Raw genomic sequence first — 14,020 nt, 5'->3', positions numbered from 1 at the left:
GAATGGGCCGTCAGGCGTTCCGGAAAGAATTTTGGGAACCATACGGTGGGTGCCATGAACGGATTGAAGGTCTTCTGTAGCGCGGGCGCTCTAGCGCTTCTCGTCGCCTCCTCCGGCGCGATGGCGCAAGAGGGCGAGGTCGTGAAGAGCCTGCTCGGCAGCATTGGCATCATCCCCAAGGAGAAGGCGCCGATCGTCTATAACGAGCGTGCGCCGCTGGTTCTCCCGCCGAAAATGGAACTGCGTCAGCCTGCCCCCGGCGGCGGCGCGGAAGCCCGCAACGGCAACTGGCCCAAGGATCCGGACGTGATCGCCGCCCGCAAGGCCGCCGCCGAGGCGAGGACGCCCTATACGAACTCCGAGCTCTACAAGAACAGCAACGGCAAGCCGCTCTCCATCGAAGAGATGCGCGCCGGGCGCAATCCGAACAACTATGTGCATGGCGGCCCGTCGGGCCCTGTCGGCCGTCAGGCTGACAAGAGCATCATGAGCCCGGACGAGTTGCGTTCGTTCAAGTCGAGCGACGATGTGAAACTCGCCGGCGATGGTCTCGAGCGTCGCTATCTCAGCGATCCCCCGGGCGGTCTTCTGAAGGCCGCGGGCGGCGCGCCGCTCAAGGCCTCGGTTGATCCGCAGCCGGTCGGCGATCCCGACAGCCCGCATGCTTTCATCCGACAGCAGCAACAGCGCTAAGACATCATCGATCTTTCTTATTTCAGGCGAACGGGGCACCCCGTCTCGCCTGAAATGCTTTCTGGGCCCCGAAAAGCCCAAGCTTGTTCGCATCGGCCTGTGAAAACCGTGTCGCACCCGGAAGTTGCGCTGCCCCGCTTGCTTGAGAACAAGATTGAGTTATTCCCGTATTGGAATCCTACGGGTTGATTTGTTTCCGCTAAGGTTGAAAACATCATGGACGCAGCCACGAAGCCTTTCCTCCGCGCCGACGCCGCCTCTCAGGGGCGGACGGAAGGTGGTGGGCCAGAAGTATCGAGCTTCACCCTCGATAACGGTCTCGACGTGGTGGTGATCCCTGATCACCGGGTGCCTGTCGTCACGCATATGATCTGGTATCGCAATGGCTCGGCGGATGATCCGATCGGGCAATCGGGCATCGCGCACTTTCTTGAACACCTGATGTTCAAGGGCACCGAGAAGCACCCGGCGGGCGAGTTCTCGAAAGTCGTGTCCGGTCTCGGCGGCCAGGAGAACGCGTTCACGTCCTTCGACTACACGGCCTATTTCCAGCGCGTCGCGCGCGAGCACCTCGAGACCATGATGGCGTTCGAGGCCGACCGCATGACGAACCTGCTGCTCGAGGAATCCGTGATCGGCCCCGAGCGGGACGTGGTGCTGGAAGAGCGGCGCATGCGGGTCGAGACGGATCCCTCGTCGCAACTTTCCGAAGCCATGGCGGCGGCGCTGTTCGTGCATCACCCTTACGGCATTCCGATTATCGGTTGGATGCATGAGATCGAAACGCTCAACCGCGATCACGCGCTTGATTATTACCGCCGTTTCTACACGCCGGAGAACGCCATCCTGGTTGTCGCCGGCGACGTGACACCCGATGAGGTGCGCCGTCTTGCAGAAGACACTTACGGCCGCATCGAGGCGCGCGGTGAGCGCCCCGTGCGCTTCCGCCCACGCGATCCGGAACCGGTTGCCGCGCGCCACATCACGGTGGCCGATCCGAAGGTCGAGCAGCCGACCTTGCAGCGGCTTTATCTCGTGCCGTCCTGTTGCAGCGCCAAGAACCGGGATTGCTATGCGCTCGAACTTCTTGCCGAGGTGATCGGCGGCGGTCCGACGTCGTATCTCTACCGCAAGCTCGTTCTAGAGCGCGGCCTCGCCGTCAATGCAGGCGCCTGGTACATGTCCTCCGCCATGGAGGAAACCCGCTTCTGCGTCTATGCGGTGCCCGCTGAGGGCGTCTCTCTCGAGGCGCTCGAAGTGGCGGTGGATGAGGTGTTGAAGAACATCTCCGACGAGGCCTTGGATTTCGAAGCCATCGAGCGTGCCAAGACGCGCCTCGTGGCCGAGACGATCTATTCCACCGATAGCCAATCCGCACTCGCCCGCATCTACGGCTCGGCGCTCGCCATCGGCGAAACCATCGAGGACGTGAAGCGCTGGCCGAGCGAGATCGAGGCCGTGTTGAAAGATGACCTCGCCTCCGTCACCGAGCGCTATCTCACCCTGCGCCGTTCCGTGACGGGCTATCTGAAGAAGTCGGCCTCGTGACCGCGCATTTGACACCTGGGATGACCATGACCGCTTCTGTCGCCGCCCACTCCGCGTCCCCAACCAAGGTGACGACGCTTGCATCGCCGAGCGGCGTCGAGGCTTGGCATGTCGAATCCGATGTGGTGCCGCTGATCGCCGTCGCCTTCACCTTCGAAGGCGGCTCGGCGCACGACCCCGAAGGCAAGCCCGGCGTGGCGCAGATGCTGGCGCGTCTGCTTGATGAGGGCGCAGGCGATTTCGATTCGGATACGTTTCAGGAACATCTCGCGGCGCGCGCCATCGAGCTGTCCTTCAACGCGGGCAACGACGCCATCGGCGGCTCATTGAAGACGCTCGTGAAGCACGCGGATGAGGCCTTCGATCTCCTGCGCCTCGCGCTCGTCGAGCCGCGCTTCGATCAGGACGCCATCGAGCGCGTGCGCGCCCAGACAATCGCGGGCCTGCGCTACCAGCAGAACGATCCCGGCGTCATGGCCACGCGCCGTTTCTTCGAGGAAGGGTTTGCTGGACATCCTTATTCCCGCTCGACCTCCGGCACGCTGGAGAGCGTGGCCTCGATCACCCGCGACGACCTGGTCGCCATGCACCGCGCGATCATCACGCGCGGACGCATCAAGATCGCGGTCGTCGGCGCGATCAACGCGGAGCGGCTGTCGGCGCAGCTCGACAAGGTCTTCGGCGCATTGCCCGAGGCAAAGCCGCTCACCATCATCGAGCCCGCAGTGCTGGGTAATCTCGGCTCGCGCTTCGTGGTCGATCTCGATGTGCCGCAATCGGTGATCCGTTTCGGCATGCAAGGCATCGCCTGGCGCGATCCTAGCTTCATTCCGGCTTATGTGCTCAATCACATTCTCGGCGGCGGTGCATTTACATCGCGCCTGTTTCAGGAAGTCCGCGAGAAGCGCGGCCTCGCCTACAGCGTCGGCACTTCGCTCGTCAGCTATCGCTCGGCCGCGATGACCTGGGGCTACACTGCAACCAAGAACGAGCGCGTCGGCGAAGCCCTGCAGGTGATTGCGGACGAGATGGCGCGCCTGAGGCAGGACGGCCCGAGCGACGAGGAATTGCAGAAGGCGAAGGATTACCTGATCGGCTCCTATGCGCTGGGCTTCGACACCTCGACGAAGATCGCCCACACCCTGGTCCAGATCGCCTTCGAGGGCCTCGGCGTCGATTATATCGGCCACCGCAATGGCCTTGTCGGCGCAGTCACGCAAGCCGACATCCGCGCCGCCGCCGATCGCGTCCTCGGCGACGGCAGAATGCTGACGGTGATCGCGGGGCGGCCCACCGGGCTTTGAGGGTTCCACCAAAAAGAAGAGGGCCTTGGCGGCCCTCTTTTTTTGTCTCGAGCATGATCAGAACAAGTGGAAACCGGTTGTTCGCCCGGATCATGCGGCAGTAAGGATTCGAGAGTTTGATCATGTTTCAAAGAGACATGATCAAACTCTAGTCTTTGCTCAAACCACGAAGAAATCGGCGTAGGTCAGCTTGAGGCCCTTGCTGAGCTTGGCGATCTCGATTGCCTTGCCGGCCCCCGAGCCGTCCGCGTCGTAGGACAGGGTGCCGGTGCTCTTGTTGTAGAAGACGTAGTCGTCCTTGTCCTTGGCCTTGCCCCCGACGGTGAAGAACTTCTTGTTCAGCTCCGCCGCGGGGCCCTTGCCGAGCTTCTTGAAGACGGCACGATCGAGCCAGATGCTGTCGATCTTCACGTTGAAGTCGATGATGATATCGACATTCGTTTTGGCATTCGGCTTCGTGTCGAAGACAAAAATATCTTTTCCGGCGCTTCCGACGAGCACGTCGTTGCCCTGCCGCCCGTAGATCGTATCGTCCCCCATGCCGCCGATGAGGGTATCGGCCTTGGTTGTGCCGCGCAGGGTCAGCGAGGGGATTGATGGAGGAGTTGTAGGAGGACTGGTTGGAGGAAACGTTGGAGGAGTAGAGCCATGATCGTCGAGGACATTGATCTCGAAGCGCTTTTCGAGAGACAAACGTCCGACATCGGTCGCGCGAATACCAATCGCTTTGGCGCCGGTTGAGGTATCAAGCGCTTTTTTCAGGACGATCTTATTGCCGCTCAGGCCGAAATACCCATCCGCGTCCAACGTCATCGTATAGGTCAACCTGTCTCCATCCGGGTCATATCCGGCGACTTCGCCGATGACAGTGCCTACAGGCGTCGATCTCGCGATGTTTTCGCAGGAGATCAACAGTATAGTCGGAGCGCGATTTTCCACGACACCGTCGACGACATCTATCTGGAAGCTCTTTTCGAGGGACAGGTCTCCAACATCGGTTGCCCGAATGGAGATCTCCTTGGTGGTTATTGAGGTATCAACTGCTTTTTTCAGAACAATCTTATTGCCGTTCAGGCCGAAATAGCCATCCCCGTCCGCCGTCATCGTATAGGTCAAGCTGTCGCCATCTGGATCATATCCAGCAACTTCGCCGATGACAGTGCCCACAGGCGTCGATCTCGCGATTTTTTCGCTGGAGATCAACAGGATGGTCGGAGCGCGATTTTCGGCGACATTGCCGATGACATTAATCTGGAAGTTCTTTTCGAGGGACAGGTCTCCAACATCGGTTGCCCGAATGGAGATCTCCTTGGTGGTTATTGAGGCATCAAGCGCCTTTTTCAGAACGATCTTGTTGCCGCTCAGGCCGAAATAGCCATCCCCGTCCACCGTCATCGTATAGGCCAAGCTGTCTCCATCCGGGTCATATCCGGCGACTTCGCCGATGACAGTGCCTACAGGCGTCGATCTCGCGATGTTTTCGCAGGAGATCGACAGGAAGGCAGGAGCGCGATTGCCGACGCCATCGTCGATGATTTTGATGTCGAAGCCGCGTTCGATCGACAGACCCTCGACATCGGTTGCTCGAATGTAAATCTGCTTCATGGAGAGGTTGTCGAGGGCCTTTTCCAGGATGATCTGATTGCCCTTCAGGCTGAAAGAGCCATACCCGTCAAATGTCACCTGATAGGTCAGGCTGTCGCCATCCGGATCCCATCCAAAAACTTCGCCGATGACGCTCCCCACAGGGGTCGATTTGGCGAGGTTCTTGACAGAGATCAGCAGGATCGCCGGAGGCCGGCCTTCGACGACATTCGTCACCTCGATGGTGAAGGTCTTCGTCGTCGCGAGGCCACCCGCGTCCTTGCCCTCAATGGTGATCGTATGTTCCTTCAACGTCTCGTAGTCGAGCGGTTTGGCTACGATCAGCTTGTTGCCTTCGATCCTGAAATAGTTGCCGGGATCGGAAGTCAGGCGATAGGTCAACGGATCTTCGTCTGGATCGGTGCCCGACAGGATGCCGACCTCCTTGCCCACTTCGATATTCTCCGCCACCTTTTTGTTGGACAGGTCGATCGCCGTCGGTGCGTGGTTGGGTTGCAGGGCAATCCGTTGATCGCTGAATTTCGCGTATCGGATGCTGATCAGTTTATCTGTCCCGTCACCATCGGCGCGATTGTCCGTTACCGTAAAAGTGCCGTCGGAGTTCTCGACGATAGTGTAGTCAGACTTGAGCCCCGAAAACACCGCGGTATCTGCACCGGCTCCGCCATCGAGGGTGTCATCCCCCGCGCCGCCTTCCAATGTGTCGATTCCGCCGTTGCCGATCAGGTAATTGCCGGCCTGATTGCCCTTGATGGTATCGTCACCGGAACCGCCCGTGGCGTTCTCAATCAGCGAGCGCGTGTCGCCGCTGTAGAGCATCGCGTTGTAGACGTTGCCGCGTGCATAATAATATTCATCATTCAAATAACCGAGCCATGTCCTTTGGGCCTCGCTGAAGGTGGAGTACTTGCCCGGTTCCAGGTTGATGGAAAGGTTCGTCGTGTAGTTCGACAGGTCGTAGGTGTCGATGCCGTTGCCGTCCCAGATCGTTTGAAGGATTCGGTTGGCGTCCGGACCCATCACGATCCCGCCGCCCGGCAACCCCTGGCCGACGCCGTTGACGAATGTCTCACCAGTGTCGGGGTCCCAGGTGTACACTGTGTCGGTCGCGCGAAAGGTGAAGTTCGCCCCGTACATGCGCTGTAAGCCTGCGATGTCGAGCATCATGTAGGTTTGCGGGTAGAAGAACCGCCAATTATCCGCCGCGACAAGGGAACTCGGCTCCACCTTCGGTGCGTAATTGTAGGACATCACGGAATATTCGATGAAGTCCTTGTCGAGCGGCAAGGCAACATCTTCCAACTCGTCACGATCATGGCCGTGCTTCAGGCCAAGAGCATGGCCCAGTTCATGCATGGCGGATTTGTAGCCCCAGGTGCCGATAAGCGGATTCCGGCGCATAAAATTGTAGTCAATGCTGGTGCCGAACCAGACGTCGCCTGCTCGATGTTCGTTGTAGGGCATCGGATAGTAAGCATGGGCCGTCGGATTGCCCTTCGACGAATGGGCAATCATGATCTCCGTGTCGCGATACGTGGATGTCGTTTCGACGAGGGTCAGATTGGAGAAACCTTCGATAGGCGTCAGTGTCATCCATGGGGAGGAGCCCGCCTGCGCTCCGTGGATGAATTCCCGCATGGCTTGCTGCGCCTGCTCCGAGACGGGAGAGAAGTCGAAGAGGGGCTCGTAATACCCGCCATAATTAACCGGATAAGCAGAGGGGCTTTGCGGGAAAGTATAGCGCAGGGTGTTGCTATCCCAATGCCAGCCGGAAAGGACCCCGTCGACGTAAGGGTTGCCGGTTCTCGTTGGATCGTAAGCGCCTTTTGCCATAGCATGCCTCAATAATGTTGTTTCGTTGCGGTGCTTAACGGGCGACCTTTGTCGGCGCAAGCCGCCGGCAGCCTGGAAGTCGAGTGTTTTCAACGTGGTGGCGTTATCAAAGCCCCCGCCCTAGCCGCCGCGCTCGCTCTGCCTTACTGTCACGCTCCCTGGTATGACTCGGAGCGTCCCCGTATGGCCCTGCAGCAATCGATCGATCTCGCCCTTGCGTCCAACATCGGCGGAGGCGGTCTGCCGCAGACGGCTTTGGACGCCGCCCTCTCGGCGGTCGGCCACGCCATGAAGCGCCTTGCCGAGGACGACGCCACGGGCCGGTTGCCGCTGCTTCACATGCCCCATACGTCGGATGATCTCGCGAGCATCCGCGAGGCGGCGGCGTGGCTGCGCCGGGACGCGACGGATGTGGTTTTCCTCGGCACCGGCGGGTCGAGCCTTGGCGGACAGGCTCTCGCGCAGTTGAAGGATTACGCGGTGCCTGGTGCCGGCCGGTTCGCCGATGGCCCACGCGTGCATTTCCTCGATAATCTCGATCCCGTCACCTTCGACCATATCCTGCACAAGCTGCCGCTGTCCTCGACCCGTTTCGTCGCGATCTCGAAATCCGGTGGCACAGGCGAGACCTTGATGCAGACCATCGCGGTGCTCTCCGCCCTCGACCGGGCTGGCCTGCGGGCGCACCCGAACGACATGTTCCTCGGCCTGTCGGAACCCCGGAAGCCTGGTGGCAGGAACGCCCTGCGCGATCTTCTTGAACCGGAAGGCGTGCGTTTCCTCGAGCATCACACCGGCATCGGCGGGCGCTATTCGGTTTTGACCAATGTGGGCCTTCTGCCCGCCGCCGTGCTCGGCCTCGACATCTCCGCCATCCGCAACGGCGCGGCGGACGCCTATGCGCCGTTCCGCGACGGTCGTGCGGCCAAAGATGCGCCCGCGGCTTTGGGGGCTGCGCTCAACGTCGCCATGGCGATGGAGGGCAAGAACATTGCCGTCACCATGGCCTATGCCGACCGGCTCGAGCGCTTCACCCGCTGGTGGGTGCAGCTTTGGGCCGAAAGTGTCGGCAAGAACGGCAAGGGCTCGCAGCCGGTGGCCGCCATCGGCCCGGTTGACCAGCACAGCCAGTTGCAGCTCTATCTCGCGGGGCCGAACGACAAGCTCGTCACCATCCTGACGACCGGGGTCGCAGGGCAGGGGCCGCTCATCGACGAAAAGCTGGCGCAGCGCGCGGGAGAGCCCGGCTTTGCGGGCAAACGCATCGGCGATCTGGTGGCGGCCCAAGGCCGCGCCACTGCCGATACGCTCGCCAAGAACGGCCGCCCGACGCGCCGTCTCCACATCGAGAAGCTCGACGAGCGCGCGCTGGGCGAACTCCTGATGCATTTCATGCTGGAGACGATTTTGACCGGCTATGCGCTCGGCGTCGATCCGTTCGACCAGCCGGCGGTGGAAGAGGGCAAGATCCTGGCGAAGCAATATCTCGCGCAAGCGAAGTAGGCGCGTCTTCCGGACAGACCTGAAACCCCTCACCCGGACCTGCGGTCCGACCTCTCCCGCCGGGAGAGGTGTGGGGAGACGCGTCACAACGACAGCGCCAAAAGCTCCCGTCCCAAGTCCAACCTACCCGCCGCACCCACCTCTCCCCGATGGGGAGAGGTCGAGCGAAGCGAGGGTGAGGGGGGACAGGCCTATCCGGATAACGCGCGACTCCTCACCCCAACTCTCTCCCCAAGGGAGGGAGAAACGGGCGAAAACGCAGCCGCGCCGTCTGGCGTCCTTCGGCCTCAATCTCTATCTTTGTTCTCTCGAATCCCTGAAAGCCAATAGGGTGTCATGACCGTTCGCCGCCTCGATCCCATACTCGTCGACCGCATCGCCGCGGGCGAGGTTGTCGAGCGTCCGGCGGCGGCGGTGAAGGAGTTGGTCGAGAATGCGGTCGATGCGGGCGCGTCCTCCATCGAGATCACGGTCGAGGCGGGCGGACGCCGCCTGATCCGCATTATCGATGATGGGCACGGCATGACGCCGGAGGATCTCGAACTTGCGGTCGAGCGGCACGCCACGTCGAAGATCCCCGACGGAGATTTGTTTGCCATCAATACGCTGGGCTTTCGCGGCGAGGCTCTGCCCTCCATCGGCGCGGTGGCGCGCCTTGCCATCACCACGCGTACGGAAGACGCCGAGACCGGCTCCGCCATCGTCGTCGAAGCGGGCGTGAAAGGCGCGGTCAGGCCCGCCTCCGCGCCGAAGGGCACGAAGATCGAGGTCACGGACCTGTTCGCCGCCACGCCCGCGCGGTTGAAATTCCTGAAGAGCGACCGCTCGGAAGCCCAGGCCGTGACGGAGATCGTCAAACGGCTTGCTATCGCGCATCCGACGATCCGTTTCACCCTCTCGGGCGAGCACATCACGTCGGTCACCTATCCGCCGGAACCGGCGAGCGAGCATGGTTTCCTGCGACGCCTGTCGCGCGTGCTGGGAGCGGAGTTCAACGAGAACGCCATGGCGATCGACGTCACGCGCGAGGGCGTGCGCCTGTCGGGCTTCGCCAGCTTGCCGACCTTCCATCGCGGCACCTCGAGCCATGTGCATTTCGTCGTCAACGGACGCCCCGTCCGCGACAAGCTTCTGCTCGGTGCGGTGCGCGGGGCCTATGCGGATGTCATGGCCTCCGACCGTCATCCCGTGCTGGCTTTGATGGTCGATATCGACCCGCGCTCGGTTGATGTGAACGTGCATCCCGCGAAGACGGAAGTCCGTTTCCGCGATCCGGCTTTCGTGCGCGGCTTTCTTGTGGCCGCGTTGAAGGAAGCGATCACCCGTTTCGGTTTCCGGTCCGCCTCCACCGGCGGAACGCGCACGCTGGAAAGCCTGCGTCCGCAGAGCGCGCCGTTGCGCCCGGTGTCGGTGGCGCATCGCGCTCCGTCCTTCCGCCATGCCAGCGCGTTTGCCGGATGGCAGGCCCCGCTTGATCAAGCCTCCCGCACTCCCGGCCTGTCGGAGATGCAGGCGAGCCTGCCTGATCTCGCCGCGCCCTCCGCCGACAGCCGCGCCACGTTCACCGAGCACGATCACGTGGCGGATGATGCACCGCTCGGCGCGGCGCGGGCACAGTTGCACGGCACCTACATCGTCGCGCAGACACAGGACGGCATCGTCATCGTCGATCAGCACGCGGCGCACGAGCGCCTCGTCTATGAACGCCTGAAGCGCGAGCGCACGGCGTCGGGCATCGCGCGGCAATTGCTGTTGATCCCGGAAGTGGTCGATCTCGATCCGGTCGATGCGGATCGCGTGATGGCGGAAGCCGCGACCTTGGAGAGCCTCGGTCTCGTTCTGGAAAGTTTTGGCCCCGGCGCGCTTCTGGTGCGCGAGGTTCCGTCCGCGCTCGCTGGTGGCCGCATCAAGGCGCTGGTTCAGGATGTGGCGGATGCGCTCGCCGAATGGGGGCAGGGCGGCTCGCACCCGCTGGAGGAGCGTCTCGACGCGGTGCTCTCCCGCATGTCCTGTCACGGCTCCGTGCGCGCAGGCAGGCGTATGAAGCCGGAAGAGATGAACGCGCTTTTACGCGAAATGGAAGCCACACCGTTGTCGGGCCAGTGCAATCACGGGCGGCCGACCTACGTGGAACTCAAGCTCAGCGATATCGAGCGGCTGTTCGGGCGGCGTTGAACGCTTCGGCCCGCTTTGGCGTCACATGCCTAGCTTCTCTTCGCTGCGATCGAGGATCAGAGGAATGATAAGATCTTCCTCATCGTCCAGATGTCGGATCAGTCCCGAGAGAAGGCAATCACTGACATCGGCATAATGGTCGGCCGATCGCTGAAGGCTGTCCTTCTGCAGGTTCCGAAGGAGATCGTTGGCGGCGTCCATAACCTTTTCGATGGACTGATGAATGACATCGTGGTCGTTCTCAAGAACCTCAAAACCTCTCACCAGGCGAGGCTCGGCCGCACGGAACAGCGGAAAATACGCGTGATCCTCGATATGGTGATGATCGTTCAACCCCGACAGGAAGAACTGAAGCCGGGGCGCAAACCACCCCTGAAACTCCGATGGCGTGATCAGCCCTTCTCGAAACTGGGCAGTCGCTGATTGCAGCGCGCCCCCGAGCTCACGAAACATGTCATGGCGCTTCAGCCAGAAGCGGGCGGTTCGTCCTAGATTGGCATGGGCAGGCCAAACCTCACGAGGATAAAGGTCGAGAAGCACCCGCATGTCCTCGGGCCAGCCGGTTCGTCGGTCAAGATCGAGAAGGGTCATGGATTCTTTTCATCCGACTGGTTTGAAAAAAGTCTCGCAAGCACGCCACAGCGCCTTCGATAAACGACGGTGATTGAGACAACGAGTGAGGCATCGGGCCGCGAGGGCTCTAGGTGCGGGCGACCACCAGATCATTCACCTCGGGATGGCGTGCTGCCCAGGACGCCATGAACGAGCACTTGATCTCCACTTTGCGTCCACTTTCGCGAATCCGCCGGAAAACGCCATGGGCCAATTTCGACCCGATGCCTTGACCCGACAATTCCTGGGGGACCTCGGTGTGGGTGAGAATGACCTTGCCATCCTTCAGCCGATAATAGGCCGCCGCGATGCTCTCTCCGACAGCCAGCTGAAACCGATGATCGACGGGGTTATCGACGATGCTGTCGTCCATGATCTTGCTCCTGGTGTCTATGGCAGGCGAAGCGGCTGCAGTGAGAATTGTAGCCGTTCCTGATCCATTGGGGCAGCGTTTCATTTCGCAAGGCAGCATGCCCCTTCGGCGTCGCCTTTGTTGACCTTAGCGGGCGCGGGCTTCAGATTGATCTGCGCTTGTTGGAGAAGGGAAGCACTCGTGACGAAGCTGGTCGGGATCTCGGGGAGCCTTCGTCAAGGGTCCTATAACGCCGCCCTTCTGCGCGCCTGCAAGGACGTGATGCCCGATGGGGTGGAACTCACCATCGCCACGATCCGCGGCATCCCGCTCTATGACGGGGATGTGGAAGCCAGCGAGGGCATCCCGGCAATCGTAACGGCCCTCAAGGACGCGATCGCCGAGGCGGACGGCCTGCTCCTTTCGACGCCCGAATACAATAATTCCATTCCCGGTGTGTTCAAGAACGCTATCGACTGGTTGTCCCGCCCCGCTTCGGACATCAAGCGCGTGTTCGGTGGACGGCCGGTCGCGGTGATGGGGGCTTCGCCCGGAGGGTTCGGCACCATCTTGAGCCAGAATGCCTGGCTGCCGGTGCTCCGCACGCTCGGAGCCGAGTTCTGGGGCGAGGGGCGTCTGCTCGTTTCGCGGGCTCCAAGCGTGTTCACGGAGGATGGCCGTCTCACCGACCCGAAGATCCGCGAACAGCTTGAGAGTTTCGCGAAGGGCTTCGTCGCGTTTGCGCAATCGTCGCGACTGCGCAAGGCTGGTTGAGACCGATCAGCGCGCGGCATCCGCTGCTAACGCGGTCGTGATTGCGCGACCGCGTGCATCTGGAATAGCCTCGGCACGCGCTCGTGCAGATGAGGAGAGACGGCGATGAGTTGGCTTCCGTCGAATGACCCTATCCTCGGTGATACCCAATCCTGCGACGCCCTCGAACTGGTCATCGTACCGCGCGTTCGCGACCTTGGCGGTTTCGAGGTCAGGCGCGCTCTGCCGCATGGCAAGCGGCAGATGGTTGGGCCGTTCATCTTCTTCGACCATTTCGGTCCCGTGCAATTCCTGGCAGGCCAGGGAATGGATGTGCGGCCGCATCCGCATATCGGTCTCGCCACGGTCAGTTATCTCTTCGATGGCCGGATCCTGCATCGTGACAGCGAGGGCAACATTCAGGAGATCGTGCCCGGGGCAATGAACCTCATGACGGCCGGGCGCGGCATTGCCCATTCCGAGCGCACGCCGGAGTTGGAGCGTGCGGGTGTGCACGCCATGCTGGGGCTTCAAAGTTGGGTCGCCCTCCCAGCCGGTCAGGAAGAAGTCGATCCCTCTTTTCAGCACTTTGACGCCGACATTCTTCCGGTCATCGCGGATCGCGGCGTGCATGCGCGCGTCATCACCGGTTCCGCGTTTGGAAAGACGGCGCCGGTCAAGTCCCTGTCCGATTGGTTCTACGTTGAAGTCAGGCTGGACGCCGGTGCGACCGCGCCCCTCGATCCGACTTACGAGGAGCGTGCCATTTATGTGCTCGACGGCGAAGTCGAAATCGCGGGCGACAGGTTCGAGGGCCCGAGGCTTCTGATCTTCCGCCCGGGAGACCGGATCACGGTGCGCGCGGTGCGCCCCTCGCGCCTGATGTTTCTCGGCGGCACGGCCATGGAAGGCCCGCGCTACATCTGGTGGAATTTCGTGTCATCGAGCAAGGAGCGCATCGAGCAGGCGAAAGAGGATTGGAAAACCGGTCGCTTCGCCCCCGTGCCAGAGGAAACCGAGTTCATTCCTCTGCCGGAATAGGCGACCGGCCAGAGGCGAAAGGCGAAGACAACGGCGTGGTCATTTTGCGAAAGCGATGCCTTTGGACCTCGACGGTCCGTTTCGCTTTCTCAAATCGAGCTCAGCAAAATGCTCGTCTCGCTGTTGAGGATGCCGTCGATGGCGCGGACATCGCGCAGCACGCGGTCGAATTCCCTCAAGTTCGACGCTCTGATTTCAGCCACCAGGTCCCAGGTGCCGTTCGTCGTGTGGAGCGCGTGAAGCTCCGGCAACCCGCGCAATTTCTTGACGATCGCGGTGGTCGACTTGCCGGAAACCTCGATCATCATCACCGCCCGGATGGCGTTGTCCTCATGGTCCTGGCGGACGCGGACGGTGAAGCCGAGAACAGCTCCGGATTCGAGCATCCGGTCCAGCCGCGCCTGAACCGTGGCGCGGGATATTCCCAGGATGGTCGCGAGTTTCGACAGCGGAGCGCGGCCGTCCTGCCGCAGGGCGTCGAGCAATCGGCGATCGAGATCATCGAAGTGGTGCATGGACAATTTGTATAGTCAGACCATGCAAAATGCAAGAATTGGTCGCGATAATGCGCAATATTCTATATATCATGTGAGCTGAGAGC

11 protein-coding genes are annotated in these 14,020 nt (G+C 61.5%); 7 read left to right on the top strand and 4 right to left on the bottom strand.

The window, feature by feature from the left end:
* Positions 1 to 54 precede the first annotated feature (54 nt).
* From I2H38_RS16270 to I2H38_RS16260, 3 genes are all read left to right on the top strand, one after another.
* Entirely contained in the window at positions 55 to 693 is a 639-nt protein-coding gene (locus I2H38_RS16270) for a hypothetical protein (protein ID WP_196272926.1), read from the top strand.
* 216 nt (positions 694 to 909) lie between these two features.
* Positions 910 to 2,241, top strand: coding sequence for a M16 family metallopeptidase (locus tag I2H38_RS16265; RefSeq protein WP_196272925.1), 1,332 nt, complete (start codon positions 910 to 912; stop codon positions 2,239 to 2,241).
* 26 nt (positions 2,242 to 2,267) lie between these two features.
* Positions 2,268 to 3,545 carry a M16 family metallopeptidase gene (locus tag I2H38_RS16260; protein WP_196272924.1) on the top strand — a complete coding sequence of 426 codons (1,278 nt, stop codon included), beginning with the start codon at positions 2,268 to 2,270 and terminating at the stop codon, positions 3,543 to 3,545.
* A 159-nt stretch (positions 3,546 to 3,704) separates the two neighbouring features.
* Here the strand turns inward: I2H38_RS16260 and I2H38_RS16255 are convergent, their stop codons facing one another.
* Positions 3,705 to 6,983: a cadherin domain-containing protein gene (locus I2H38_RS16255; RefSeq protein WP_196272923.1), complete on the bottom strand. Its 3,279-nt coding sequence runs from the start codon at positions 6,981 to 6,983 to the stop codon at positions 3,705 to 3,707.
* Between the two features lie 183 nt (positions 6,984 to 7,166).
* On the opposite strand from I2H38_RS16255, the gene I2H38_RS16250 reads away from it, so the two are divergent.
* Together I2H38_RS16250 and mutL are read left to right on the top strand one after the other, a co-directional pair.
* Positions 7,167 to 8,486, top strand: a complete 1,320-nt coding sequence (locus I2H38_RS16250; protein ID WP_196272922.1) for a glucose-6-phosphate isomerase — start codon at positions 7,167 to 7,169, stop codon at positions 8,484 to 8,486.
* 336 nt (positions 8,487 to 8,822) lie between these two features.
* Entirely contained in the window at positions 8,823 to 10,661 is a 1,839-nt protein-coding gene (mutL, locus tag I2H38_RS16245) for a DNA mismatch repair endonuclease MutL (protein WP_196272921.1), read from the top strand.
* A gap of 21 nt (positions 10,662 to 10,682) precedes the next feature.
* Here the strand turns inward: mutL and I2H38_RS16240 are convergent, their stop codons facing one another.
* On the bottom strand, positions 10,683 to 11,252 hold the full coding sequence (locus I2H38_RS16240) for a hemerythrin domain-containing protein (RefSeq protein WP_196272920.1): 570 nt from the start codon (positions 11,250 to 11,252) through the stop codon (positions 10,683 to 10,685).
* A 109-nt stretch (positions 11,253 to 11,361) separates the two neighbouring features.
* A complete protein-coding gene (locus I2H38_RS16235) occupies positions 11,362 to 11,646 on the bottom strand; it encodes a GNAT family N-acetyltransferase (protein WP_196272919.1) in 285 nt (94 codons plus the stop codon).
* A gap of 180 nt (positions 11,647 to 11,826) precedes the next feature.
* Between I2H38_RS16235 and I2H38_RS16230 the strand changes: the two genes are divergently transcribed.
* A complete protein-coding gene (locus I2H38_RS16230; protein ID WP_196272918.1) occupies positions 11,827 to 12,399 on the top strand; it encodes an NADPH-dependent FMN reductase in 573 nt (190 codons plus the stop codon).
* Between the two features lie 105 nt (positions 12,400 to 12,504).
* Positions 12,505 to 13,419: a pirin family protein gene (locus I2H38_RS16225; RefSeq protein ID WP_196272917.1), complete on the top strand. Its 915-nt coding sequence runs from the start codon at positions 12,505 to 12,507 to the stop codon at positions 13,417 to 13,419.
* A gap of 89 nt (positions 13,420 to 13,508) precedes the next feature.
* On the opposite strand, the gene I2H38_RS16220 is transcribed toward I2H38_RS16225, so the two are convergent.
* On the bottom strand, positions 13,509 to 13,934 hold the full coding sequence (locus I2H38_RS16220; protein ID WP_196272916.1) for an Lrp/AsnC family transcriptional regulator: 426 nt from the start codon (positions 13,932 to 13,934) through the stop codon (positions 13,509 to 13,511).
* Positions 13,935 to 14,020 lie beyond the last annotated feature (86 nt).

Source organism: Microvirga alba, assembly GCF_015694465.1.
GTDB classification, from domain to species: Bacteria; Pseudomonadota; Alphaproteobacteria; order Rhizobiales; family Beijerinckiaceae; genus Microvirga; species Microvirga alba.
The sequence above is the reverse complement of the archived record's forward strand: the minus strand, read 5'-3'. Positions and strand labels throughout refer to the sequence as shown.